At 65.8% G+C, this 24,980-nt stretch carries 26 protein-coding genes; 17 read left to right on the top strand and 9 right to left on the bottom strand.

What is annotated here, in order from left to right; genetic code table 11:
* Positions 1 to 89: 89 nt before the first annotated feature.
* A complete protein-coding gene (locus B9C43_RS23280) occupies positions 90 to 608 on the bottom strand; it encodes a DUF6879 family protein (protein ID WP_084428927.1) in 519 nt (172 codons plus the stop codon).
* Positions 589 to 906 carry a hypothetical protein gene (locus B9C43_RS23275; protein ID WP_235038779.1) on the bottom strand — a complete coding sequence of 106 codons (318 nt, stop codon included), beginning with the start codon at positions 904 to 906 and terminating at the stop codon, positions 589 to 591. The genes B9C43_RS23280 and B9C43_RS23275 overlap by 20 nt, the downstream gene beginning before the upstream one ends.
* A 7-nt stretch (positions 907 to 913) precedes the next feature.
* On the opposite strand from B9C43_RS23275, the gene B9C43_RS23270 reads away from it, so the two are divergent.
* From B9C43_RS23270 to B9C43_RS23230, 9 genes are all read left to right on the top strand, one after another.
* Positions 914 to 1,156: a hypothetical protein gene (locus tag B9C43_RS23270; protein WP_084428924.1), complete on the top strand. Its 243-nt coding sequence runs from the start codon at positions 914 to 916 to the stop codon at positions 1,154 to 1,156.
* Positions 1,157 to 1,179: 23 nt separating this feature from the next.
* Positions 1,180 to 2,658, top strand: a complete 1,479-nt coding sequence (locus B9C43_RS23265) for an amidase (RefSeq protein ID WP_084428922.1) — start codon at positions 1,180 to 1,182, stop codon at positions 2,656 to 2,658.
* Between the two features lie 160 nt (positions 2,659 to 2,818).
* Entirely contained in the window at positions 2,819 to 3,817 is a 999-nt protein-coding gene (locus B9C43_RS23260; RefSeq protein ID WP_084428920.1) for an autoinducer 2 ABC transporter substrate-binding protein, read from the top strand.
* A complete protein-coding gene (locus tag B9C43_RS23255) occupies positions 3,801 to 5,234 on the top strand; it encodes a sugar ABC transporter ATP-binding protein (RefSeq protein WP_084428918.1) in 1,434 nt (477 codons plus the stop codon). The genes B9C43_RS23260 and B9C43_RS23255 overlap by 17 nt, the downstream gene beginning before the upstream one ends.
* Entirely contained in the window at positions 5,231 to 6,181 is a 951-nt protein-coding gene (locus B9C43_RS23250) for an ABC transporter permease (RefSeq protein ID WP_084428916.1), read from the top strand. The genes B9C43_RS23255 and B9C43_RS23250 overlap by 4 nt, the downstream gene beginning before the upstream one ends.
* Positions 6,178 to 7,158: an ABC transporter permease gene (locus B9C43_RS23245; protein ID WP_200825648.1), complete on the top strand. Its 981-nt coding sequence runs from the start codon at positions 6,178 to 6,180 to the stop codon at positions 7,156 to 7,158. Before B9C43_RS23250 ends, B9C43_RS23245 begins: the two co-directional genes overlap by 4 nt.
* A gap of 255 nt (positions 7,159 to 7,413) precedes the next feature.
* The gene (locus B9C43_RS23240; RefSeq protein WP_200825647.1) at positions 7,414 to 7,845 is read left to right on the top strand and encodes an RlpA-like double-psi beta-barrel domain-containing protein; all 432 of its coding nucleotides are present in this window, start codon (positions 7,414 to 7,416) and stop codon (positions 7,843 to 7,845) included.
* A 13-nt stretch (positions 7,846 to 7,858) separates the two neighbouring features.
* Positions 7,859 to 8,464 carry a hypothetical protein gene (locus B9C43_RS23235; RefSeq protein ID WP_033381118.1) on the top strand — a complete coding sequence of 202 codons (606 nt, stop codon included), beginning with the start codon at positions 7,859 to 7,861 and terminating at the stop codon, positions 8,462 to 8,464.
* The gene (locus B9C43_RS23230; RefSeq protein ID WP_327222969.1) at positions 8,464 to 9,165 is read left to right on the top strand and encodes a MauE/DoxX family redox-associated membrane protein; all 702 of its coding nucleotides are present in this window, start codon (positions 8,464 to 8,466) and stop codon (positions 9,163 to 9,165) included. The genes B9C43_RS23235 and B9C43_RS23230 overlap by 1 nt, the downstream gene beginning before the upstream one ends.
* A 58-nt stretch (positions 9,166 to 9,223) precedes the next feature.
* On the opposite strand, the gene B9C43_RS23225 is transcribed toward B9C43_RS23230, so the two are convergent.
* From B9C43_RS23225 to B9C43_RS23215, 3 genes are all read right to left on the bottom strand, one after another.
* Positions 9,224 to 10,690, bottom strand: coding sequence for a DUF1996 domain-containing protein (locus B9C43_RS23225; protein WP_033381120.1), 1,467 nt, complete (start codon positions 10,688 to 10,690; stop codon positions 9,224 to 9,226).
* Between the two features lie 117 nt (positions 10,691 to 10,807).
* Positions 10,808 to 12,298 (bottom strand): DUF1996 domain-containing protein, encoded by a 1,491-nt coding sequence (locus B9C43_RS23220; protein ID WP_084428912.1) that lies wholly within the window; start codon positions 12,296 to 12,298, stop codon positions 10,808 to 10,810.
* 198 nt (positions 12,299 to 12,496) lie between these two features.
* Positions 12,497 to 13,375, bottom strand: a complete 879-nt coding sequence (locus B9C43_RS23215; protein ID WP_200825646.1) for a DMT family transporter — start codon at positions 13,373 to 13,375, stop codon at positions 12,497 to 12,499.
* Here B9C43_RS23215 and B9C43_RS23210 point away from each other — a divergent pair.
* Positions 13,374 to 14,798, top strand: coding sequence for an aminotransferase-like domain-containing protein (locus B9C43_RS23210; protein ID WP_084428910.1), 1,425 nt, complete (start codon positions 13,374 to 13,376; stop codon positions 14,796 to 14,798). The genes B9C43_RS23215 and B9C43_RS23210 overlap by 2 nt on opposite strands.
* On the opposite strand, the gene B9C43_RS23205 is transcribed toward B9C43_RS23210, so the two are convergent.
* Together B9C43_RS23205 and B9C43_RS23200 are read right to left on the bottom strand one after the other, a co-directional pair.
* On the bottom strand, positions 14,749 to 15,258 hold the full coding sequence (locus tag B9C43_RS23205; protein ID WP_084428908.1) for a YqaA family protein: 510 nt from the start codon (positions 15,256 to 15,258) through the stop codon (positions 14,749 to 14,751). The genes B9C43_RS23210 and B9C43_RS23205 overlap by 50 nt on opposite strands.
* An 84-nt stretch (positions 15,259 to 15,342) precedes the next feature.
* Positions 15,343 to 15,900: a GNAT family N-acetyltransferase gene (locus B9C43_RS23200; RefSeq protein WP_084428907.1), complete on the bottom strand. Its 558-nt coding sequence runs from the start codon at positions 15,898 to 15,900 to the stop codon at positions 15,343 to 15,345.
* Between the two features lie 85 nt (positions 15,901 to 15,985).
* Here B9C43_RS23200 and B9C43_RS23195 point away from each other — a divergent pair, with 85 nt between their 5' ends.
* Positions 15,986 to 17,197, top strand: coding sequence for a winged helix-turn-helix domain-containing protein (locus tag B9C43_RS23195; RefSeq protein WP_084428905.1), 1,212 nt, complete (start codon positions 15,986 to 15,988; stop codon positions 17,195 to 17,197).
* Positions 17,198 to 17,238: 41 nt separating this feature from the next.
* Here B9C43_RS23195 and B9C43_RS23190 read toward each other — a convergent pair whose 3' ends face one another.
* Positions 17,239 to 18,102 carry a DUF4097 family beta strand repeat-containing protein gene (locus tag B9C43_RS23190; protein WP_033387138.1) on the bottom strand — a complete coding sequence of 288 codons (864 nt, stop codon included), beginning with the start codon at positions 18,100 to 18,102 and terminating at the stop codon, positions 17,239 to 17,241.
* Entirely contained in the window at positions 18,099 to 18,632 is a 534-nt protein-coding gene (locus B9C43_RS23185; protein WP_033387135.1) for a toxin-antitoxin system HicB family antitoxin, read from the bottom strand. Before B9C43_RS23185 ends, B9C43_RS23190 begins: the two co-directional genes overlap by 4 nt.
* A 109-nt stretch (positions 18,633 to 18,741) precedes the next feature.
* On the opposite strand from B9C43_RS23185, the gene thyX reads away from it, so the two are divergent.
* The 6 genes from thyX to B9C43_RS23155 all read left to right on the top strand — a co-directional run bounded on the left by thyX (position 18,742) and on the right by B9C43_RS23155 (position 24,947).
* Entirely contained in the window at positions 18,742 to 19,494 is a 753-nt protein-coding gene (gene thyX / locus B9C43_RS23180) for an FAD-dependent thymidylate synthase (protein ID WP_084428903.1), read from the top strand.
* A gap of 10 nt (positions 19,495 to 19,504) precedes the next feature.
* Positions 19,505 to 19,888, top strand: a complete 384-nt coding sequence (locus tag B9C43_RS23175; protein WP_033387131.1) for an ACT domain-containing protein — start codon at positions 19,505 to 19,507, stop codon at positions 19,886 to 19,888.
* A 51-nt stretch (positions 19,889 to 19,939) separates the two neighbouring features.
* A complete protein-coding gene (locus B9C43_RS23170; RefSeq protein ID WP_235038778.1) occupies positions 19,940 to 21,382 on the top strand; it encodes a serine/threonine-protein kinase in 1,443 nt (480 codons plus the stop codon).
* Positions 21,383 to 21,425: 43 nt separating this feature from the next.
* Positions 21,426 to 22,781 (top strand): serine/threonine-protein kinase, encoded by a 1,356-nt coding sequence (locus B9C43_RS23165; protein WP_084428901.1) that lies wholly within the window; start codon positions 21,426 to 21,428, stop codon positions 22,779 to 22,781.
* A 71-nt stretch (positions 22,782 to 22,852) separates the two neighbouring features.
* On the top strand, positions 22,853 to 24,307 hold the full coding sequence (locus tag B9C43_RS23160) for a serine/threonine-protein kinase (protein ID WP_235038777.1): 1,455 nt from the start codon (positions 22,853 to 22,855) through the stop codon (positions 24,305 to 24,307).
* 13 nt (positions 24,308 to 24,320) lie between these two features.
* A complete protein-coding gene (locus B9C43_RS23155; protein WP_033387101.1) occupies positions 24,321 to 24,947 on the top strand; it encodes a TIGR03085 family metal-binding protein in 627 nt (208 codons plus the stop codon).
* Positions 24,948 to 24,980: the final 33 nt, after the last annotated feature.

Genomic DNA, 24,980 nt, shown 5'->3' with positions numbered 1-24,980 from the left:
CCGCTCAGTCCGGCGTCCTTGCGAAGGTCACGGAGTTGATGGCCGAGTGCCTCCCGAGCCTGGTGAACCGCGCTGGTCACGTGCGCAGTTTAGGCGGAGACGTACTGGTGGTGCGGGACCGCCACGGCCCACACCTGGTCTCGCACTGCGCGGCAGCGAGCGACGATGGCGGGATCAGTTGTGCTGGCTCCTCCAGCGAACTGTCCGCTTGGCTCGAACACGGTGAACACTACTCGGTTGTCGTCGAACAACCAGAAGTCATCAGTCGTCAGGTCTTCAGGATCGATGTGGTGACGCGGTAACCAGCGGATGTCTTCGCCTGCTGCGATGTTGTGGCCGGCGACGGTGAGACCCCACCGGGTGTAGTCCCCATGCGGAACGGTGACCACACGTGCACGAGTCACGCTCTTGCCTGCGTTCGTGGCATCCCGGACGAGGTCCAGCCACGGCTGATGCCATCCGAAATCGTCAGGCTGGCCTGCCAGGAACAACCGGAACGGGCCGGACTCTTCGGAGGTGTGATAGCTGTCCTGTACCTCCAAATGGAACGCGTACCGCTCGAAGGCGCGGAACAAGCTGTCGAACGCCTTACCCTGCAGCAGATCCACCGAACCAAACCTCCTTGTCCTTGGGGACTTCCACGCACGTTTCATGGCCCGGTATGTCCATTTGGGACAAAGCTTGGGGGTCTGTCACCGGTCGGCCGGCCAGCGTGAACCCGCCGCGACCGCTGTCGACGAGTTCCGCGCCGATGAATGTTCCGTCTTCCAAGTGTTTCAGAAGCCGTTGCGGGATTTCCACATGATCGGTCAAGCCGGGCACCTTACAGCCCTGTACCACATAGGTGCCACGGTCGGTGGTGAACAGCGTGGGTGAGCCTCCGCCTTGGGTCGATGCGACCTTCACTGAGTTGATGGCGGAGATGGTTGCCGATCAGGCGCCGCGAGTGTTCGCGGTGGTGCTTGAGTTCGGCGAGCAGACCGACGCTCAGATCATTGCGTGGGGCATGGAGTTGGATGAGGGCGCGTACATGACGACACTCGACGGCCGGAATCAGTACATGTTGGCGGATCCAGAGAACGCGCTCATGTACGTGCGTCGTCGAAGCAACACGACGCCGCACTTGGTGTGGGCATCTGAGCGTCGAACTTTGTAGCAGGACCTGGCTACAGTTGGCGGATGGACATCGGTCTTGAGCTGACTCCGGAACGGCTGGCGCGGCTGGAGTGGGCGGCGCCGTTCGTCACCGCATCGGTGGCCGCGATCGCCGAGGCGGAGGGCATCGACGATGTCCCGGACAGCCCTCGGACAACGATTCCAGTGCGTGACGAGCCATGCTCGGTTGTGCCAGAGGTGACCGAGCCGTATGAGCTGGGCGTCGTGGAGGCGGCCGTGGCAATTCGGCGCGGTCAGCTCTTGCCGGCGGAATTGCTGGCGTCCTGCCTGACGCGCATCGAACGCACACAACCAGCGTTGGGTGCGTTCGTGCGGTTGACCGATGACGCCGCTCGGACCCAGGCCGACTTGGCCGGCCAGCAGCCGCCGACCGGTGTGTTGCACGGGATTCCGTTCGCGGCCAAGGATTTGATCGACACTTCCAACGTGGCCACGGAGTACGGCAGCGCTGCTTTCGTCGGGCGGGTGCCGCCGTGGGATGCGACCGTGGTGAGCCGGATCCGCTCTGCCGGAGGGATCTTGGTGGGCAAGACGGCCACCCACGAGATCGCTTACGGCGTCTCCACGCCCGCAGTGCACAACCCGTGGCATCCGGATCGGATGGCGTCCGGGTCGTCCGGTGGTTCGGCTGCCGCGTTGGCCGCGAGGCAGGTGCCGATGGCGTTGGGCACGGACACTGGTGGTTCGTTGCGGCTGCCTTCGGCGTTCTGCGGAACGTCTGCGATCCGGCCGACATTTGGGTTGATTCCGCGCAGCGGCGTGATGACGCTGTCGGCCTCGTTCGATGTGGTGGGCCCGATGGCCCGCAGCGCGAGGGATTGCCTGATGCTGCTCCGGGTGCTGGCTGGTGATCCGCCTGCCGAGTTGGTCTCGCCCGTGGTCGACCTTCGACAGGTTCGGGTCGGGCTCGCCGACGTCGCCACCCAGCACGAGGTGGCGGTCGCCGAGACACTGCGATCGCTCGGCGCGCAGATCATCGAGGTGACGCTGCCGTCGCTGCCGATCACCCAAGCGGCGGCGAGCGTACTGGTCTTCGCCGAGGCGGCTGCCGAATTCCGCCAGCACCTGAAGCGCGGCGCGGAGTTCACCGAGGACATCCAAGCGTTCCTGGAGGCTGGCTTAGGTGTACCGGTAGCGGATTTCCTGCACGCTCAGCGGGTCCGGAACGCGATCAAGCGCGACTACGCGAACCTGCTCGGCGAAGTGGACGTCCTCCTGTTACCCACCAGCCCGGTCACCGAGCTGCCGCACGGAGTGTCTTCGCACGACGGCGTCCCGCTGATCCCGGTGCTCACGCCGTACACGTTCCCAGCCAGCCTCACCGGTCTGCCGGCGATCGCTTTTCCGTGTGGCTTCAGTCGATCCGGTATGCCCGTCGGCGCGCAGCTGATGGGGCCCGCGCACTCCGAGACATTGCTCGCCGCCGTCGTCGACGCCTACCAACAGGAAACCGACTGGCACACCCGCATCCCGCCAGTGTGACCACAGTGGATGTTCAGTTCTCCGCCGGGAGCACTCCGACCTGATTGGCCGGTGCGGGCACAATCGCCCGAATGGTCACCGCGAAGGGGCCTTGAACGAGATGTCAGCCAGGGCTAGGTTCAGGCTGCGGGTGATTGAAACGTCTCAATGGGGAGCGGCCATGCGTGCGGGTTTCGCTGTATTGCTGAGCGTCTGTTTGATCATCACTGGGTGCAGTAAGAAGGAGCAGCCTGCGGCCGATGGGGGTGGCCAGCCGCGGATCAAGGTCGCCTTCGTGCCCAAGTTGCAGGGCATTCCTTACTTCGAGGCGATGAACTCCGGTGGCCAGAAGGCCGCACAGGAGTTGGGTGTCGATTGGATCTACAAGGGCGGCACCACCGCTGACCCCGGTGCGCAGACCGAGATCCTCAAATCGCTCATCCAGCAGAAGGTCGACGTCCTCGTCGTCGCACCCAACGACCCTGACTCCGTTGTGCCGATTCTCGCCGACGCTGCCAACAAGGGCATAAAGGTGCTCACATCGGACACCGACGCTCCCAACTCCGTGCGGGAGATGTTCGTCAACCAGGCCACGGCCGACGGCATTGGACACGCGGTCATTGACTCGCTGATGACTCCGATGGGCGGCAAGGGGAAATACGCCATCGTCTCCTGTGGGCAGACGGCCGCGAACCTCAATTCGTGGATCGAGGTGCAGAAGCGCTACGCCGCCGAGAAGTATCCGGCCGCCACGCTCGTCGACACCGTCTACGCCGGGGAGGACGAGGCCAAAGCCGTGTCCATGGCCAAGGATCTGATGAACGCCCACCCCGATCTGACCGGCCTCATTGGTCAGTGCACGACGTCCGCTCCCGGCGTCGCCAAGGCTGTGCGGGAGGCGGGCAAGATCGGGAAGGTCTTCACGGTCGGTGTGGGCACACCGAATTCGATGAAGCCCTACTTGCAGGACGGATCCTCGTCGACGTCGATCCTGTGGGACGTCGAACAGCTCGGCTACCTCACCGCGTGGGCGGGCGCGAAGGTCAAGCGGGGCGAACCGGTGCAGGCCACCAACAACGTCTCGGCCAAGTTGCCTGCCGTCAAGTTCGAGAACAAGATGTTGTTGCTGGGTGACCCGTTGAAGCTCACCAAGGACAACGTCGGTGACTACGACTACTGACGCGCTACTCACCCTCGTCGGCATCCGCAAGCACTACGGCGGCGTCTACGCCTTGCAGGGCGTGGATTTCGCGGTCCGTCCGGGGGAGGTGCACGGACTCGTCGGCGCCAACGGCGCGGGCAAGTCCACGCTGATCAAGATCGTCTCCGGGGCGGAGAAGGCCGACGCGGGCACCGCCGAGCTCAACGGACAGCCCATCGGCGACACGGTCAAAGCCCTGCACGCCGGGATCGCGGCCGTGTACCAGGATCCGCAGCTCTTCGGCGAACTCACCGTCGCGGAGAACGTCTTCATCGGACGGGAGCTCAGAAAGCACGGCCGGATCGACTGGCCGGAGCAGACCAAGCGCGCCAAGGACCTGCTGCGAAGCCTGGGCCTGAACGAGAAGCTCGCGGCACGGCGTATCGCGGACCTGTCGGTAGCCGAGCAACAGCTTGTTTCGGTAGCCAAGGCGCTCGCGCACGAAGCACAGGTGCTGATTCTCGACGAGCCCTCGGCGATTCTCACTGACCGCGAGATCGAGAAGCTCTTCCACGCCATCAGGACCCTGAAAGACCGTGGCGTCGGCGTCATCTACGTCAGTCACCGGCTGGACGAGCTCGCGCAGATCACCGACCGGGTCACCGTTCTGCGGGACGGCAAGGTCGTCGCGAGCGAGCCGACGGAAGACCTGACGGTACGGCGGATCGCCGAGCTGATGGTCGGCCACGCCCTCACCGACAACACCGCCGAACCCAGGAGTCCACAGGGAGATCCGGCGCTCCAGGTGGAAAACCTGACGCGCCGCAACAGGTTCTCAAACGTGAGCTTCGAAGTCCGGCTGGGCGAGGTCGTGTCGTTGTTCGGCTTGGTCGGATCGGGCACCGGTTCGATCGCTCGCGCGGTCTACGGCATCGAACCGGCCGACTCCGGAACAGTCCGAACGGGACAGACGGCGATGCTGCCGGGCGACCGGTCGAGGCAAGGCGTGTTCGCGACCAAAACCGTCGGCTTCAACATCTCCATCGCGTCGCTGAAAGGCCTGTGGCTGAACCGCAACCAGGAGCGCCGGACAGCCACCGACTTCATCAACCGCATGCGGATCAAGACGCCAGGCCCCAACGCCCTGATCGCCACCCTCTCGGGTGGCAACCAGCAGAAGGTCGTGCTGGCACGCCAACTGGTCGACCGCCCGGAAGTCCTTGTACTGGAAGAACCAACGCAGGGTGTCGACGTCGGTGCGAAGGAGGAGATCCACGGTCTGATCAGGGACATCGTCGGCCAGGGCACGGCTGTCCTGCTGGTCTCGTCGGACCTGCCGGAGGTGATGAGCCTCGCGGATCGGATCCTGGTCGTCCGGGGCGGCCGGATCACCGCGCGGTTCGACCGGGGCGTGGCGCAGGCCGACGTGCTCGCGGCAGCGGCGGGTGACGAGTGAGCAAAACCGAAGGCCAGGAGGTCGTACTCATCGCCGTGCTCGCGGCGCTCTGGCTGGCGCTCGGGTTCGGCACTGACACGTTCTTCGCCGCATCGAACCTGCAGAACATCCTGGCCACGGTGGCGCCCGTGACGATCATTGGCGTCGGCATGACCGCGGTGATCGTCACCGCCGGGATCGACGTATCGGTCGGCAGCGCACTCGCTGTCGTGATGGTCGTGGTCGCACAGCTGCTGCGGGACACCGAACTGGCGCTTGTTCCGGCAATCCTGGTGGGACTGGGAGTCGGTGGTGTGCTCGGTGCGATCAACGGCGTGCTGGTGGCGTACGGCCGGGTGCACGCGATCATCATCACCTTCGGCACGTTGAACCTCTTCCGGTTCGTCGCGCTGCAGATATTCGACGGCAAGGAAGTCGCGGGCGTCCCGGACACCCTCGAGTTCGTCGGCGGCGGCGCGGAAGGGCGAAGTTTCGGCATCCCGCACGCCTGGCTCTTGGCGGTACTTCTCGCGGCGGGCATGTGGTTCTACATGCGGCACGCGCCGACCGGGCGCCACCTGTACGCGATCGGCGGCAACGCACCCGCGGCCCGGCTGGCCGGGATCCGGGTGACCAGGCGCTTGGTCAGCGTCTACACGATCACCGGTGTTCTCGTCGGCCTGGCGGCCTGTTGCGTCATCGGAGGCGGCGGCCTGGTCGCCCAGAACGCCGGAACAGGCTTGGAACTGCAGGTGATCGCGGCTGTCGTGATCGGTGGAACGAGCATTCTCGGCGGCCGTGGTTCTGTCCTGGGCACCGTCCTCGGCGCGTTGCTGGTCGGCACGGTCACCAGCGCGGTGACGTTGCTCGGCTGGCGCAGTGAGCTGACCGCCCTGTTCATCGGCGTGTTCATCCTGTTGGCGGTCGGGGTGGACCTGCTGCGGGAACGAAGGAGGTGGCGCCTGTGAAGCGACTGATCACCGACCGCGTCCTGCTCCTGGTCGCGTTGCTCGTGATTCTCGTGGTGTGGATGAGTGTGCTCGGTGCGAACGGGTACCTCGTCGCACCGTACGACGTGGACTACCTGTTGTCCTCTTTGGAATCCTTTGTTCCGCTGTGCCTGCTCGGCTTGGCTGAACTGGTGGTGATCGTGTCCGGGCGCGGCGGGATCGACTTGTCCGTCGGTGCGATGGTCAGCTTGGTCGGCATGGTGTTCGGGTTCATGGTCGGCTTCTGGCACTGGCCAGTGTGGCTCGCGATCATCGGTGCACTTCTTGCCGGTGCGATCCTCGGCGCGGTGAACGGCTTTCTCGTTGCCTGGCTCGGGGTTCCCGCACTGATCGCGACTTTGGCGACGTACTACGCCTTCAGTTCGCTGGCCTTGGTGAGCAACAACAACGCGCCGATCTCGACTCAACCGATCCAGGACCTGCATTCGCTCACCACGACGGTCGGCCAGGTTCCGTTGCAGGTGTTCACTTTTCTGCTGCCGTGTGCCGTGCTGGCGTGGTTGCTGGCGAACCGAACGAACTACGGCCGGAGGCTGTACGCGATCGGCACGAACGAAGCCGCGGCGAGGTTCGCTGGGCTTCCAGTGGTGAGCATCAGATTCCGCGCGTACGTGCTTTCCGGGCTGCTTTCAGCCGTAGTCGCGGTGATAACGGTGGCGCAATTCGCTTCCGCGCGGCCAGATGCCGGAACCGTGGGCAACGGCATGGCTTTGCCCGCGATCACGATCGCGATCCTTGGCGGTACGGCGATCACCGGCGGAATCGGCCGGGTCGGCGGCGTGCTCATCGCGTCGCTGTTCGTGGTCTGGCTCAACGCCGGAATCCTGCTCGCCTTCGAGGATTCCCGTGGCAGCCAGTACCAACTGCTTGCCCTCGGCGCGGTTTTGGTGATCTCCGCGCTGCTCAACCGGGTCACCCTCACCCGCAGGGAGTAGGCCACGCGGCGGGTGGCGCTGCGCCGGACGGGCGACTGTGGGATCAGCTGTCGCCAGGTACCGTGCCTTTTGTCAGAACATAACAAACTCCCGTCTGTTCGCGCGAAAGTCCCACCCTGCCAACGATCGTGCGATGAGGGCCAGACGAGAGCGCCGCGAGCTCGGGCACCCCGGGCTCGCGATGCGTCTTGCCCTTTTGCGCCTGAAGAGGAAGAACCTGCGCGTTCTGCTGGGAGCCTCGAAGGGAGCGACACAGTGGCATCACCACCTGTGGATGTCATGGCGCCGACCACGGCCGAAGCGTCCTGGTTCTGTTGTGGACCGGCGTTCGGGCCGTGCGGCACGGCCGGTGGCGGCGCATGCGGAACCTGCAGGTCGGCCAGCCTGCACTGCGCGTGGCCGAACACGTCGGACGCATGCTTCGACATCACTCGTCCGGACCGCTGCGGCGATGATCTTTTACGCCGCACCTGTGGTCATCAGTTCTTCGTCAAACATCTCTGTGGCACCACCGAAATCGCTGTGACGATCCGTGACTGCGGACCGCAGACCGACCTGTGGTGTGGTGAACAGCGGTGCTGCAGCGGAAACTGCGCGACCAACCGCTTGATCGATTTCACGCCCGCCGCGTTCACCCGGCTCGGCAGCCTGTCCGCCGGCATCATCCCCGTGACGATCCGAAGCTGAGGAGGTGTCCACAATGGAGTCACTAGGACGTAGGAAGTTCCTGACCAGCGCTGTGCTCGGTAGTGCGACCGCGGTCGTCGGTGCGACCGCACTCGGTTCGCTCGCGCCGGAAACGGCGTTCGCCGACCAGAAGTGGATGCTGGAGCCGGACGCGATCGACCCGGACTTCGCCGAAGGCCGGATCACCGGGATCCAGGGCAGCATGCTGATGGTCACCGGATCGGACAAGACCTTCCACCGCATCCAGGTCACCAGCGGCACCAGCATCTGGAAGTTACGCAACACCACGTTCGACGAGGCCAGAGTCGGCGACGGCCTGTACGCGCGAGGCGCCCGGATGCCGGACGGAGTCCTGGCCGCCGACTCGATCTGGCTCAACATCGTCAACCTGCAGACGCACATCGTCGCCATCAACCGGGACGTCCTGCATCTCGACCACCACGGCCACCGGATCGTGGGCCACGTCGTCTCGGGCACGACAGCCGCGGTCTACAACGGCACCCCGGCGATCAGTGACCTGTCGTTGCTGCAGGTCGGCAAGCACGCCCAGGTGATCGGCGCCTGGCGGCCGGACACCAACGAGGTCGACATCGCGACCGTCTACGCTGCGGCGGCGTGATGGAGGTTCTCGTCGCAGCTGTGCTGGTGTGGGCGGCCGTGTTCAAGTTCCGCGGCGGCTCGCAACGTTCCGCGCTGGGCAAACTGGTCGGCAAACAGCGAACGGCAGCGGTGTTCCGTGTCATCGGCGTTGTCGAGATCGGGCTGGCCGCCGGGTTGCTCGTGCCCAATCCGGTGGGAAAGTGGGCGGCGTTCGCCTGGTTCCTCGGTCTGCTCGGATACCTGTTGTGGGCACGAGTCGCCGCGCCTGACTCGTCATGCGGGTGTCTGTCCGAGAAGTTCGCTCCGGTTGGCGTGCGCGCGATCGCCAGATCACTGGTGCTCGCCGGTGCGGTCGTCACGGCTGATGCTCTGCCGTGGTACGCGGCCTTCCCGACAGCTGTGGTGATCGCGCTGCTGTCGGCCGAATTGGACGGTTACTGGCTGGTTCCGTTGCGCCGGTTGAAGGTCAAGCTCCTGCACCCGCTGGGCAACACCGAGTTCCACATCCCGGTGACGTCCACTGTGCAACAGTTGCACCGCAGCCAGGTTTACCAGTCGGCGTATCCGTTGCTGCGCTCCGACGTCCTGGACACCTGGGACGAAGGGGAATGGCGGATTCTCACCTACTCCGCCGAACGTGACGGTGAACGAGCGACCGCGGTCTTCGCGGTTCCCCGTGACCGGTACGAACCGGAAGCCGTGCGTTTCGCCTTGGCATGAAAGAACCGCCGGGAGCGTCTGCAGTGGACACTCCCGGCGGCTCAGGGGTGAGGCTGGGTCACTCGCGGCAGGTCTTGCCGTTGTTGATGCAGTTGACCAGGCGGAACATGATGCACTCGGACATCACGTTGGCGAAGTCGTTGTGGTCGGACGCAGGGTTGTTCTTCTCCTGTGCGAAGGAGTCGAGTGAGTAGCCACCCCGGAGCTGGACGTCCCTCGGGATGTCGTAGGTCAGGCTGATCCGCAGCTCGGGAACCGGCACGAACCCGCGCTTGCAGGTGCCGTTGGCCTCGCGGTGGATGATGTGGTCACGGTGGTTGGCCGAGTCGACGTTCTTGCCGTCCCAGCAGCTCGGGAAGTCGTGGATCCGCATCACCTGCGAACCCTCCGGGCAGATCGGGTACTTGTCCATCAGTACCTTGTTCTCAAAACCGGTGCAGGTCCAGACCTTGCGGGCGTTCTTCGGGCCGTTGGTCGAGACCTTGGCGTCACCGGTCAGGATGCGCATGAACCTGGGCATCGCCTTGACCTTGGAGTTCGGGCTGCCGCGGAAGGTCAGGTCGACCTTGACCGGCCGCTGGATGGTGCCGTTGTTGATGCCGATCTCGAGGTTCTTGTCGCCCGGCTTGCTGTGGTTGTGCTCCTTGGTGCCCTCGGTGTTGACCTCGTTGTTCTGGTCACCGTTGTCGGTCACACCGTCGTTGTTGGGCTGCTTGATGCCACACGGGGCGAGCTGGCCGAAGTCCTTGCCCTGCTTGCCCTGCTGCTGCACCGCCTGGCTGATCTTGTCGAGGGCCTGCTTGCGCTGCTCGGTCAGCGGGCCGGTGACCTCCTGGTCGACGTTCTTCGCCGTCTCCAGCTTCTTCTCGGCCGCTTCCTTCTGCTCGTCGAGCTTCTTCAGCTCCTGCTCGATCACCGGCGCGGCCGACTCGGGCACGTCCGGGGGCAGTTCGCTGGCGACGTCCTTGCAGTCGACACGCGGCTCCTTCTTCTCCACCGCGGCGTCCTGCTGGGCTTCCTGGTAACGCTGCCAGTTGCCGTCCGAGTCCTTGGTGCCGTTCTTCTGCGCGGCCTTCTCGTTGCTCGGGATGCGCACGACCGGCCAGAAGTAAGCGGACTTGTCACCGTTCTTGCAGGTGGTGCCGCTCTTGGCGAGGCTCTTGTTGTTCGAGTCCGCGTTCGCGGTCAGGTTTCCCACGTAGTCGTGCAGGTGCTCGGCGCCCATTTTGATGCCCGGCTGCGCGATGAAGTTGTCGGCGTTGAAGTGGCCGTTCTCATTGCGGCCGCAGTTCACCGTGAAGGTGCCACGGGAGGCGTTGCCCTGGTTTCTCGGGGGATTGACGTTCTGCTTGACCTTTGTGATGTCCACGAACTGCGACTTGTCGGCCAATGCGGCGCTTGCGTCCGGGTCGTTTCCGGTAGTCGTAACCACGACTAGGCCACCGACTGCGATCGCCAGACCTAAGGCTCCAGTGGCGATCTTCGTTCGGCGGGAGATGCGGTGTCGCCCAGTTGTGCGGGCCATCGACTACTCACCTCGTTGTTTCATTTTCGGTTTATCAAAGGGTTTTTGGATCGGCGGGTAAACCCCGGCAAGGCCGTGAGTGCCGCCGCTCGGGCGGCACTCACGGCTGTGAAGCTGCTACTCGTTACAGGTCCGGCCTTCGTTGATGCAGGCGACAAGCCTGTTCATGATCTGGTTGGACATGACGTTGGCGAAGTCGTCGTGGTCGGAGAAGGGGTTGTGCTCCTCCTCGGGGAAGGAGTCGACCTTGTACCGGCCCTGTTCCTGAACCTCCTGTGGAATGTTGTAGGTCAGGGTGATCCGCAGCTGCGGGACCGCCACAAACCCGTCTTGGCACTGACCGTTTTCCTGCGGGTAGACGATGTGATCCCGGTGGTTCTCGGAATCGATGTTCTCGCCGTCCCAGCAGCTCGGGAAGTCGTGAATGCGCTTCACCGGGGCGCCGTTCGGGCAGATCGGGTACTTGTTGATGAGGACCCGGTCCTCGAAACCGGCGCACGTCCAGGAGTCACGGGCATTCTTCGTGCCGTTGGTGGAAACCTTCGCGTCACCGTAAAGGATGCGGAGGAACTTCGGCATCGCGACGACGTCGCCGACCGGGCTGCCGCGGAACGTCAGGTCGACGTCGGCAGGGCGCTGGATCTCGCCGTCGTTGCCTGCCAACTCGTTCTGCTCGTTCGGGGCTTCGAGCTCGGGCTGCTCTTCTTCGTTGTTGCCCTGCTCGTTGTTGTTGCCCTGGTTGTTGTCGTTGTTGTTGTCGCCCTGGTTGTTCTGCTGGTTCTGGTTGTCGTTGTTGTTCTGCTGGTTGGCGTTCTGGCCCTGCTGGTCACCGTCGTTGTTCTGGTTCCGGTTGTTCCGGTCACCGTCACGGCGGTCGCCCTGCTGGTTGTCGCGCTCCTGGGCCTGCCGCAGGCTGCCCTGCTGCACCAGGTTGTTGCGCTGGTTGCCATCGCGGTCCTGCTCGGCGTTCTGGTTGTCGCCGTTCCGGTTGTTGTTCCGGTTTTGTTGCTGCTGCTGGTTGTTCTGCTGCTGGTCAGCGTTGTTGTCCTGCTGGTCGTTCTGGTTCTGCTGGTTGTCCTGCTGACCCTGGTTCTGGTTCTGGTTGTTTTGCTGGTTCTGGTTGTTCTGCTGTTCCTGCTGCTCGTTCTCGGCGGCGTCCTCCGCGTCTTCGATCCGGATGACCGGCCAGAAGTACGCGGACTTGTCGCCGTTCTTGCAGGTGGTGCCACCGGCCTGAAGGCTCTGGTTGTTCGAGTCGGCGTCGGTGGTCAGGTTCCCGACGTAGTCGTGCAGGTGCTGGGCGCCATTGCGAACGCCCGGCTGCGCGATGAAGTTGTCGGGGTTGAAGTGCTCGTTCTCATTCCTTCCGCAGTCCACCGTGAACGTGCCGGTCGACGCGTCTTCCTGCGGATCGGGCAGATCGACGTTCGGCTGGACGGTGGTGATGTCCACAAAGAAAGACTTGTCCGCGAGATCCGCTCTGGCCTGCCCTGGGTCGCCGGCGGTCGTGACGACCGCAATCCCACCGATCGCCAATGCGAGGCCGAGACCTGCGGTCGCGATCTTCGTTCGGCGGGAGATTCGGTGACGCCCTGAGTATCGGGCCATCGATTTCTCACCTCGTTCCGGATTTTGGCCAGGCGAGGACGCTGAAGCAGCTCGGCGGGACTGCCACGAAGGGGTATTGCCTGGGGTTGTGGGGCAGAAAGCTTGGGTCGGGGTTTTCCTTGCTCATGGGGGGATACGAGCGCGTTGGCCCCGGTCGTTCAAACGTGGCCCGTTCGTTATCTTTTCGTTATCAAGCACTCAGGATCTGCTGCGCTGGGTCCAAACCACGCAGGTCAGCACCACGATCGCGGCCACAACGGTCAGCCAGCCAACCGGCTCAGCCAGCAGAAACGCCGACCAGATCAAGGTCAGCACCGGCTGGGCGAGCTGAACCTGGCCCACCTTCGCGACTCCGCCCCTGGCCAATCCGGCGTACCAGGCGAAGAACCCCAGGAACATGGAAATCACTGTCACGTAAGCGAAACCGAACCAGGTCGTGCCGTTGGCGCGGGAGAAGTCCATGGTGATCAGGGCAACCAGCACGGTCACGGGCAACGACACCACAAGCGCCCAGCACACCGTCCTGGCGCCGCCGAGGTCACGGGCGAGTGCGCCGCCCTCCGCGTAACCCAGTCCGCACAGCACCACCGCGATCAGCAGGAACACGTCTGCCATCTCGAAGCCGCCGGACACCCCGCCAGTGGTGGCTATGAACGCCAGCACCGCGATAAAACCCACGCCGCTGGCCAGCCAGAACCCACGCCGCGGCCGTTCGCCGGCACGCACGACGGCCCAGACTGCCGTTGACATCGGCAGCCCAGCGATCACCACAGCGCCGTGCGCAGACGTTTGCGTGGTCAATGCCAAGGACGTGAACAGCGGAAATCCGATCACGATGCCCAGCGCGACGATCACCAGCCGCCGAACCTGGTCCCGGCTCGGCAGCGGCGCGCGGACGAATGCGAGGTAGGCGACCGCGAGCAGGCCCGCGACGGCCGCGCGGCCGAACGCCACGAACCACGGGTCAAGACCGGCCACCGCCAGCCGCGTGGCCGGCAGAGAGAAGCTGAACCCCAGAACCCCCAGCGCGCCGAGTGTTATCCCGGCGGGCGCGATAACGTTACTCTCTACTCTCATGAATGAGGATAACGCAGCCCTCCGCGTTATCGAGGACATCAGATCCATCGTCCGCACTGGTCAGCCGGGTGATCGCCTGCCGTCGGTGCGGGCGCTGATGGCCAAGCACAAGGCGTCCCCGGTCACGGTTCAGCAGGCCATCCAGCGGGTGGCGGGCGAAGGCCTGGTGGAGGTCCGGCCGGGGCGCGGCAGTTACGTCGCCGATCGCCCAGGTCCGGCCCGGCTGCCGGATCTGTCCTGGCAGTCGGTCGCCCTCGGCCCGGGACGGCCCAGCGAGGACATGGTGGCCGCGTTGATCGCTGTGCCGGGGCCTGAGGTTCTTCAACTGTCCAGTGGTTACCTCGACCCGGGTCTGCTGCCCGTCGAGGCGCTCGGCGCCGCGCTGACCCGTGCCGCCCGTAGGCCCGCCTCGTGGGGACGTGTGCCGCTTGAGGGACGTGAGGAGTTGCGTGCGTGGTTCGCCCGCGAGGCAGGCGGTGAATTGCGCGCTGGCGACATGACGGTGTGCTCGGGTGCGCAACCCGCGTTGTCGGCGGCGTTTCGTGGGTTGAGCGAACCTGGCGACGTGGTGCTCCTTGAGTCACCCACCTACGTCGGCGCCATCGCCGCCGCGCGAGACGCGGGGTTGCGTGTTGTTCCGGTACCGACGGACGCCGACGGCGTACGTCCCGATCTTCTTGCTGCGGCGTTCGAACGGACCGGCGCGCGGCTGTTCTACAGCCAGCCGCTGCACGCGAACCCGCATGGTGCCGTGCTTTCGGCGGCAAGACGGCCTGAGGTGTTCGCGATCGTCCGTGCGGCGGGGGCGTTCCTCATCGAGGACGACTGGGCACGAGGTTTCACGATCGACGGAGTAGCCCCGCCGACCTTGACATCCGAGGACGTCGACGGACATGTCGTGTACGTCCGTTCACTGACCAAAGTGGCCGCACCCGGCCTGCGGGTCGCGGTGATCGGCGCGCGTGGTGTTGCCGGAAAACGGCTGCGCACAGCGCGTTCCTTCGACGATCTCTACGTATCCGGGCCGTTGCAGGAGGCCGCCATCGACTTCGTGACATCCCCGGTGTGGCGCAGGCATTTGCGTTCCCTGCAGGGTGCGTTGCGGTCCCGCCGCGACGCTTTGCTGAGCGCACTGGACTCACATCTGCCGGATTTCCGTGTCGCCAAACCGACCGGGGGTCTGCACGTCTGGGCCGAATTGCCCGAAGGCATCGACGACATGGAGTTCACCGCGGCCGCCGCGGCTCGTGACATCGTTGTTTTTCCTGGCAGGCCTTGGTTTGCCGCGGAACCGGCCGGGTCGTACCTCCGGCTGACGTTCGGAGGCGCGCCGGAACACGTACTGGCCGAAGGAGTTCAGCGGCTCGCCGAGGTCAGAGCAGCCATCCGGAGATCAACGCGGGGGACATCGCCAGCAAGGTGAACCGCACGCACCGGCCGGCGAGCCCGGCGACGACGAACGTCGACATCGGCATTTTCGCCAGGCCGGCCAGCACGGTCGTCGCCATGAACGGAGGCAGCCCGACCACCGCGCTTACGCCATATGTCCCAGTCATCCAATGTGGATGCTTATGGCACTTTTCGGTGAGCCAATGCAACCAGGCGCGCACCCGTTTCGTCCGTTGCTGCCAACGGATTCGACGCTCGGTGAGCGGTTTGTCCTTGCGGTGCATAAAAGTTGGTAGCCGCAACGATCCGCGCGCGGCCAGGTAGTACAGCAACTTTCCCAGGATCTGGGCGACCGCGACCACCGCGCCCAGCGCCAGGCACGGGATGTTGGGCTCCCGCGCGATCAGCGCGAGAACGAAAACTTCGGTGCTGACCAGGGGAATCAGCGCAGAACTGAACGCGACACCGGCCGCGACCAGCAGGCTGATAACCAAGTGTGTGTCCCCTTGCCTTGGATCCCCAGTCCTCAGCCAGGGTATCTGAGTCGTGAGCGGGCGAGCCTCAGCCTTAAGGACGTCTCATGTCAACCGAAGGTTCAGTTCCCCGGTCAACCTGATCTCACGCAACGGCCGTCCGCCCGCGTCAAGGGTGCGGACCATACCGTCTCGCTGCCAACCGGCTCGCTCGTAGAACGCAACCGAAACATCGTCGTTCTCCGGCACCCATACGACACCACGTGACTTACCGATCGCACGCAGTCCGCTCGCGGCCGTCGCCAGCAATCGGCCACCGTGCCCACGGCGTCCCCATCGCGGCTCCACGAGCAACGTGGCGATCACCCCGACCTCGTCGGCATCCTCCGGCAGCTTGCCGTCGACGTCCGCGATCTCCGAGTCCGGCGCGGGCCCGGCCGCGCAGAATCCCACGGTCCACGTGCCCTCGGTGGCGACGTAGACCGTGGCGCCACCCTGCTTGACCGTCGCCTGCCAGACGTCGGCGATCTCGGCCTGGTCCAGCCCGGCCAGCACTTCCTCGGGCAGCAGTGAGGCGTACGCGGCACGCCAGGTCTCCACCTGGATCCTGGCGATCTGGTTCATGTCGTCCGGTTGAGCGGTGTGCACCGCGGCCTCAGCCATGGTGGAAACCTAGCCAACCAGGACGGCGGCTTGGTCGCGCCGGTCATCCAAAACTGTCGGGGGTGTTTGGCACTATGCGCTCACTATGTTGACGATGACCGAGGCCGCCGCCCGGCGCACCGCGCTGGCCGCACAGGGGTTCACCGATCCACGCCCGACAACGGTGCCGTCAAGACGACATCTGCTCAAGGTGATCTCCCGGGTGCAGCTGATCCAGTTGGACTCGGTGAACGTCGCGGTCCGCGCGCACTACATGCCGCTGTTCTCCAGGCTCGGCGCGTACCCGATGGACCTGATCGACGACGCGGCCTGGTCGCACTCGGCCCGCAAACCCCGGCTGCTGGTCGAGAAGTGGGCGCACGAGGCCAGCCTGATCCCGGTGGACGACTGGCCACTGCTGCACCTGGGCAAACGCCCCGGCTGGTGGCGGCACTACGAGAAGGCCGTCAACCGCTCACCTGGGCTGGTCCAGGAGGTCTTGGCGGCGGTCAAGGAACTCGGCCCGATCGGCGCGGGCGCGCTGGAGCGCGCGATCGTCGGCGAGGGCGAGAAGCGCCAGAAGGGCACCTGGTGGGAGCGGTCAGACGTCAAGCACATCTGTGAATACCTCTTCGGCCTCGGCGAACTCACGACCGGGACGCGACGAAGCTTCGAGCGCCTCTACGACCTGACCGAACGTGTCGTGCCGCCGGAGGTGCTCAACCGCCAGGTCGCGCCGGAGGACGCCGCCCGAGAGCTCGTCGAGCGCTCCGCGAGGGCGCTGGGAGTCGCGACGGAGCCGGAATTACGTGACTACTACCGGCTCGCCCCGGATGCCAACCGGCAGGCGGTTCTGTCCCTTGTCGCGGACGGCGTGCTCGAACCGGTCGAGGTCGACGGCTGGAAGCGCAAGGCGTTCAAGCACGTCGACACCAAGACCCCGCGTCAGGTCAAAGGCCGTGCGCTGTTGTGCCCGTTCGATCCGCTGATCTGGGAACGCGACCGGACCGAGCGGATGTTCGGGTTCCGCTACCGCATCGAGATCTACGTACCGGAACCCAAGCGGGAGTTCGGCTATTACGTGTTCCCGTTCCTGCTGGACGGCGAACTCGTTGCGCGCGTTGACCTGAAGGCCGATCGTGCGGCGGGTCTGCTGCGTGTTCCCGGTGCGTTCGCGGAGTCCGGTGTGGACAAGGCACGGGTGCTGCTGGAGCTGTCCGCCGAGCTGAAGCTGATGGCCGAGTGGCTCGGGCTTTCCGGTGTGGCCGTGGGGAAGAAGGGGGATCTCGCCGGTCCGCTGGCGAAACTGGTCAAGTAGGGGCAAAGGGCTACCCGGCACCCAGGCAGCCCTTCCACCCCCTAGCCGTCGAGAGCCGCGCTCACGACGGCACTGCCTGACCGGGTCCGGCCACGGACCCGCAGCTTCACCTCGCCCTGTGGCGGCGAGTCCTTCAGCGCCAGCTCACTGCGGGCCTGCCCGGTGCTGGACTGCAGGTCGACCTCGGCGCACGTGCCCTGCCGGATGCCGACCCGGATCTCGCCCGATCCGGTGTTCAGGTCGATCTTCCCGGTGGCGGCGTCGGCCACGGTCAGGTCGCCGGTCCCGGTGCGTGCGGTGACATCACTGGCGACGGCACCGAGCCACACGTCGCCGCTGCCGGTGATCAAGGCCGCGCTGGAGCCACCGACCGACGACACCTCGACGTCGCCGCTGCCGGTACGCGCTTGCAGACCGCCCAGCATCGGGCCGAGCCGGACCGCGCCCGTTCCCGTGATCACAGTCGCGGCGCCGTCGGCCCGGTCGACCTTGATCTCGCCGGAGCCGGTCCGGACCGACAGCCGTCCGGCGGCGCCGGTCACCAGCACATCGCCGGAATGGCTGCGTACGTCCACGTTCGAGCCGGACGGCGCGCGCACCGTGATGCCCAGCGGGACGTGGCGCATCCGGTCGGGCGCGCGCACGACCACGCGGTTGTTCGAGTACTCGACGACGGCCTTGCCGACGACGTCCTCGGGCGATGGCACCGGCTCGAACTGCGAGAACAGGTTGACCAGTTGCGAGAGCCCTTCGGACAACGGGTTGCCCGTGTCCGGGCGAGGGCGGATCCGCACGCTGATGCCTGGTTCGTCGGTCAGCAGGACGTCCACCGCCCCCGACTTGATCTGCACGTCGATGTCCTGTGGCCCGTCGGCCTCGAAGTTGTGCACCTTCTCCTCGGTCATTGCCCCTCAGTCCAACCGTGAACCCGCGACGAGCCGCGGTCTTCGTCCTCATGACGGTGCTGCTGGTGGTGGTGCTGGTGGCCAGACCACTTGCGGCGCAGCGCGCCCTGCACGGCCTGGGACACGAACGTGTTCAGCGACACGCCCTGTGCCGCGGCCGCCTGTTCGGCCTGGCTCTTGATCTGTTCGAACATCCGCAGGGTCATCCGGCTGATGTTCTCCGCGCTGTTGTCGCCGGTTGGCGGCGGCAATTGCTGTTCGGGCTCGGGTTCCGGGTCGGCGGCGCGCCGGGTGGGCGTGACGACCACCTGCACGTCCCGGCCTGCCAGCTTCACCTCGACCACGTGGTCGTCCAGTGCGGCGGTCACCTCGGCGGCGACGTCGGACAGCGCGTTCATGAACGCGAGACGCATCGCTGGTTCCAACGCGGCGGACAACACGGCCGCCGCCCGTCGGGTCTGCTCGTCCCCGGCTGAGGCGGTGGTGGCGAGGTCCTCCCGCAGCGAGTCGATGTACGGCGTGAGATCCATGACGTCACTATGACATCACTGATGACGTCATCGCAAGGATGGGTGATGTCACCGCGACATCACGCGTCGGTTGCTGGCGTGTCGGAACGGGCCAGTTAGGCTCTCGGCCATGACCGAGACCGTCGCCCCCAAGGTTCAGCTGATCGCCAAGACCGAGTTCTTCCCACCGGCGGACGTGCCTTGGTCGACCGACAGCGACGGCGGGCAGGCGCTCGCCGAGTTCGCGGGCCGTGCCTGCTACCAGTCGTGGAAGAAGCCCAACCCGGCAACGGCGACCAACGCCGGGTACCTCCGGCACATCCTCGAGGTCGGCCACCTCTCGGTGCTCGAGCACGGGTCGGTGAGCTTCTACATCTCCGGCATCTCCCGGTCGCTGACGCACGAGCTGATCCGGCACCGCCACTTCTCGTACTCCCAGCTCTCCCAGCGGTACGTGCCCGAGCGTGACGCCGCCATGGTCGAGCCGGACGTGATCGCCGACGACCCCGAGCTGCACGCGAAGTTCATCGCGGCCGCCGACGCGGCTGTCGAGGCGTACACCGAACTGCTCGCCGGTCTGGAGAAGAAGTTCGCGGACGAGCCGAGCGCGACCCTGCGCCGCAAGCAGGCCCGCCAGGCCGCCCGCGCGGTCCTGCCGAACGCCACCGAGACGCGGATCGTCGTGACCGGCAACTACCGCGCCTGGCGGCACTTCATCGCGATGCGGGCCAGCGAGGCGGCCGACGTCGAGATCCGTGCGCTCGCCGTGGAGTGCCTGCGGCAGCTGCAGAAGGCCGCCGAGAACGTGTTCAGCGACTTCACCATCTCCTCGCTGCCCGATGGCACCGAGGTCGCGCACAGCCCGCTGGTCACTGAAGGCTGAGAACAGCGGGATGAAACGGCTGACCGTCGACGTGCGGCCCGGCGAGTACTCGATAGCCAAGCTGCCGCCTGCTTCTCCGCTGCCCACACTGCCCACTTCGGACGGTCTGGTGTCCATCACGAGCACACCGGACGAGGTCTCGGTGGTCTCGTTGACCGCCATCGCGCCGCCTGCCGAGAAGGTGGACCGGGGCTGGCGGCTGCTGACTGTGCGCGGGCCGTTGGAGTTCACGCTCACCGGGATCATGGCGTCACTGGCCGGATCACTGGCCGCGGCCGGGGTTCCGCTGTACGCGATGTCCACGTTCGACACCGACCACATCCTGGTCAAGGCGAGCGATCTGGACCGGGCAGTGGTGGCGCTGCGCGAAGCCGGTCACGAAGTGCACGCCTAGCCGCCCTTTGGGGAGCCTGCCTTGCCGCGGGCTCCCCGTAACGTGTCCCGCGTGGATCGAGGGGACCATCTGGGGGCAGGCCGTTACCGTGTGCTCGAAGAACTCGGGCGTGGCGGGATGGGCGTGGTGTGGCTGGCCGAGGACCTGACCATCGGCAGGCGCGTGGCGATCAAGGAATTGCTGCTGCCGCACAACATCGCGCCGCAGGAACGGCAGGTGTTCGAGGAACGCGTGCTGCGTGAGGCGCGGACCGCGGGTCGCTTGAACGACCCGGGAATCGTGACCGTGCACGACGTTGTGCGTGAGCACGGCAGCACATTCCTTGTGATGGAACTGATCGAGGCGAAGAACCTCGCTGACGTGGTCGCGCAGCACGGCCCCGTTCCCGTCGACCAGGTTCTGAAGATCGCCGAGCAGTTGCTTTCCGCGCTGGAGGCCGCGCACCGGGCCGGGATCGTGCACCGGGATGTCAAGCCCAGCAACGTGATGATCGACGCGAACGGGCGCGTGAAGCTGACCGACTTCGGCATCGCGCAGTCCATAGAGGACCCGAAGCTGACCACGAGCGGCACGCTGATCGGGTCACCGACCTACATCTCGCCGGAACGCCTGCTGGGACAAGAGGCTTCGCCCGCTTCGGACCTGTGGGCGTTGGGCGCGACGCTGTTCTTCGCGGTCGAAGGCTATGGCGCGTATGAACGTCCAAGCACGCCGGCCGCGATCCAGGCGATCATGAACGAACGCGTCCAGGTTCGCCGGGTGCACGGACCGCTGGCCAACTTGATCCTGGGCCTGCTGGACCCGGACCCGCACACCCGGTTGACCAGCGGCCAGGTCAGGTACCTGATCGAACAGGCGCGGCAGCCTGCAACCCCTGGCGCACAACCGGTGCCCGCTACGAAGCCGATGCCGAAGCGCAAGCGTGGTCTGGTGATCACGGTCGCCGCAGTGGTTCTGATCGCCGCAGTCGGTGCTGTCATGGCGTTCTCCGGAGTGTTCAACAAGAAGACCGGCGAGGCTGCCGGGCCGGCAGCGCCCGGGCAGCAGACTTCGACGCCAAGCGAGAACCCCACGCCGCCGTCGACCGCCGGCGTCAGCAAGCAGCAAGGGACGGGGACGACCAAGACCTACGGGGACAACGGTGACGTCACCAACAGCACAGTGATCCAATACGGTGAACCAGGCTCGTGTTTCAACGGCATGGACCTCAACGAGACGCTGTTCGACTGCAGCGGCGAGCACGACGTCGAGATCTTCGGCCAGGTGCAGCTCAACCGCGAGTCCGGTGCCTACCCAGGTCAGGAACAGGTGGTCACCGAGTCCGAGCGCGAGTGCAGGGCCCAGTTCGACGACTTGACGGCCAAGGACACCCTGAAGTTCTGGACGATCGTGCCCACCAAGTCGGCGTGGGACGACTACACCCGCCGTAAGGCCGTATGCGTGGCAGCCAAGGCGGATGGCGGCAAACTGACTGGGTCCGTCAGGGGCAATTGACGAACCACTCTGCTGGACGGCCTCGCGCTAGTAGAGTTCCCGCGTGTCCATCCAACCGCGCACGGTCAATGGCCGCTACCAGGTCGTCCGCGAGCTCGGCCGTGGTGGGATGGGCGTGGTCTGGCTGGCCGAGGACCTGACCATGGGCAGGCGCGTGGCCATCAAGGAACTTGTTCCACCACACGGAACCGATCCGAGTGACCGCCCTGTCCTGGAAGAACGCGTGCTGCGTGAGGCGCGGACCGCGGGCAGGCTGAGCGACCCGGGGATCGTCACGGTGCATGACGTCATCCAGGAGGACGGCGCCACGTTCATCGTGATGGAACTGATCGACGCACCCACCCTGACCCAGGTCGTCAGGCAGGACGGGCCGTTGCCTGCCGGTCAGGTCCTGAGCATCGCCGAACAGCTGCTGTCCGCGCTGAACACCGCGCACGCGGCCGGTGTCGTGCACCGGGATGTCAAGCCCAGCAACGTGATGATCGGGCCGAACGGCCGGGTGCGGCTGACCGACTTCGGCATCGCGCAGTCCACTGAGGACCCGAAACTGACGCAGAGCGGTGTGCTGATGGGGTCACCGACCTACATCTCGCCGGAGCGCCTGCGCGGGGAGCAAGCCGGTCCAGAATCGGATCTCTGGGCGTTGGGAGCCACGCTTTTCTTTGCCACTGAAGGGTATGGCGCGTACGAGCGGTCGACGGCGGCAGCGGCCATAACCGCTGTGCTGAACGAGCGTGTCCAGGTCCGTCAGGCACACGGGCCGCTGCATGACCTGATCATGGGGCTGCTCGAGCCGGATCCGAAGGTTCGGCTCTCCATCGCGCAGGCCCAGCGGCTGACCGAGCAGGCGCGGCGGGTGAACCCCGTCGGCGAACCGGTTGTCCAGCCGACCAAGGCGATCCCCATGCGGCGCAACAGCAGGCGAGGTCTCGAGATCGGTGTGACGGCGGTCGTCCTGCTCGCGGCCGCGGCCCTGATCCTCGCACTGACCGGTGTTTTCACGCCGGACAACACGGCGAATCCACCGGCCGGCGCGAACCCTGAGCGGGACGTCAGGAGCTACGGCCCGGACGGCGATGTCACTCGCGACTTGCGCGCGGGTGACTGCTACGACGGGTCTGACCTGGCCGAACACGTGGACGACTGCGAGCAGGAACACGACGCGGAGATCTTCGAGCACGTTTCCTACTCGGACCTGAACTTCTATCCGGACTTCCTGGAATCGGACGCGTCATCGGCCTGCGAGGCGCGGTTGAATAGGCTCAACTCCGACGAGGTCCTGCGGCTGCACACGCTCGTGCCCACGCGGGCGGCATGGGACGGAGCTCAGAAGGAAGCGCTCTGTGTCGTCACCAAAGCGGACGGTGGCAAACTGACCGGTTCCGTTGCAGGCAACTGACGAAACCTGCCCCTTCGTGCAACCTTGGCCAACCTCTCGGGTCCGGGCGAAGCGGGAGTTAGAGTGCCCGCGTGTCCCAGGAGTACACGCAGAGGATTGTCAGCGGCCGCTACCACGTCGTGCGCGAGATCGGTCGCGGCGGCATGGGCATCGTCTGGCTGGCCGAAGACCGGACGATCGGACGGCGGGTCGCGATCAAGGAACTGCACCTGCCCGAGGGGATCGACCCGCAGGAGCGGCACATCTTCGAGGAACGCGTGCTGCGCGAGGCACGCACCGCGGGCAGGCTCAACGACCCGGCGATCGTCACGGTGTACGACGTGGTGCAGGAGCACGGCAACACGTTCATCGTGATGGAGCTGATCGAGGCGCCCACGCTGGCGGACATCGTGCGGCAGCGTGGTCCGTTGAGCGAGGCGTACACCGCGCAGATCGCGCAGCAGCTGGTGTCCGCGTTGGACGCTGCGCACCGGGCCGGGATCGTGCACCGGGATGTCAAGCCCAGCAACGTGATGATCGACGCGAACGGGCGCGTGAAGCTGACCGACTTCGGCATCGCCCAGTCCACCGACGACCCGCGGCTGACCACGAGCGGCACGCTGATCGGTTCGCCGACGTACATGTCACCGGAACGCCTGCAAGGACACGATGCCTCGGCCGCGTCGGACCTGTGGGCCTTGGGCGCGACGCTGTTCTTCGCTGTCGAGGGCTACGGCGCGTATGAGCGGACGACGACGGCCGCGTCGATCCAGGCGATCATGAACGAGGTCGCGTACCTGACCCGCTGCCGTGGTCCGCTGGCCTCGTTGATCATGGGACTGCTGAACTCGAACCCCGACGGCAGGCCGACCGCGCCGCAGGTCCGTGCGCTGCTCGGGCAAGCGACGCAGGTCGCGATGAACACCGGCCCGACCTCGCCGGTCTGGTCGCCGCAGCCCGGCACGACCCAGCCGGCCGCGCCGTCCAAGGGGCGCCGCGGGTTGGCGATCGGCCTGGTCGTCGTGCTGGCCGCGGCCATGCTGACCGCGGGCTGGTTCGGCCGTGGCCTGTTCGGAACGGCCTCCGCGGGCAGCGGGAAACTCCAGCCGACCCTGACCTACGGCGTCGGCGGCAACATCCCGGTGTTCGACGTGTACTTCAACGCGGGCAACAGCTGCCTGAACGTGCCGCCCGCGGACAAAGTCCAGTACGACGCGACCGTCGACTGCACGAAAGAAGAACACCGCGCCGAGGTCTTCATGGAATACAAGACCGGCATGCGCAACGGTGACAAGGACAAGAACATCCCGCCCGCCGGTTATCCGGCTGACGAGGCACTCAACCGGTACGCCGAGAGCTCGTGCGCGATGTTCTACAACTCCAACGAGGTCCTCAAGTCCGGCAAGACGATGAATGTGATGGCCGTCATTCCGTCCAAGGAGGCGTGGGACTCGGAAAAGTCGCCGCAGCGGTCGATCTACTGCATCGCGTGGCCCGCCGACAACAGCACGATGACAGGCTCGATCGTCCCGGACGAGCCATCTTGAGTAACGTGGCGACATGGGCCTCGCAAGCGATGAACGGGAACGGCTGAGCATCCTTCTCGAGGAGGTCGGTCCGGACGCGCCGACCTTGTGCGAAGGCTGGCAGACCAAGGACCTCGCAGCTCACCTGGTGCTTCGGGATCGCAGGCCGGACGCGGCAGGCGGGATCATGCTGTCCTCGCTGGCCGCGCGGACCCAGCGCGTCCAGGACGAGTTCGCCGCCAAGCCTTGGGATGAGCTCGTCGGCCTGGTGCGCACCGGCCCGCCGCGTTGGTCGCCGTTCAGCATCGGCGTGCTCAACGACCTGGTGAACGGCGCCGAGTACTTCATCCACCACGAGGACGTACGCCGTGCCGTCCCCGGTTGGCAGCCACGGCCGTCAGACGCGGCCCGCGACGAGCAGCTGTGGCGCACGCTGCGGTTCGCTTCGCGCCGCGCGTACCACCGCAGCGTGGTCGGCGTGCTGCTCAGGCGGCCGGATGGGGAGACCATCGTGGGCAAGCGCGGTCCGAACTCGGTGACCATTTCCGGCGAGCCGGGCGAGCTGTTGCTGCACGCGTTCGGTCGTGACGAAGCACGCGTCGAATTCTCCGGCGACGAGGTCGCTGTGGCGGAGATCAAGGGCACTAAACGAAGCTTTTAAAGCACGGACAGCCGACGGCCGTCGAATTTCCGT

Source organism: Kibdelosporangium aridum (genome assembly GCF_900176515.1).
Taxonomy (GTDB): Bacteria; Actinomycetota; Actinomycetes; order Mycobacteriales; family Pseudonocardiaceae; genus Kibdelosporangium; species Kibdelosporangium aridum.
The sequence above is the reverse complement of the archived record's forward strand: the minus strand, read 5'-3'. Positions and strand labels throughout refer to the sequence as shown.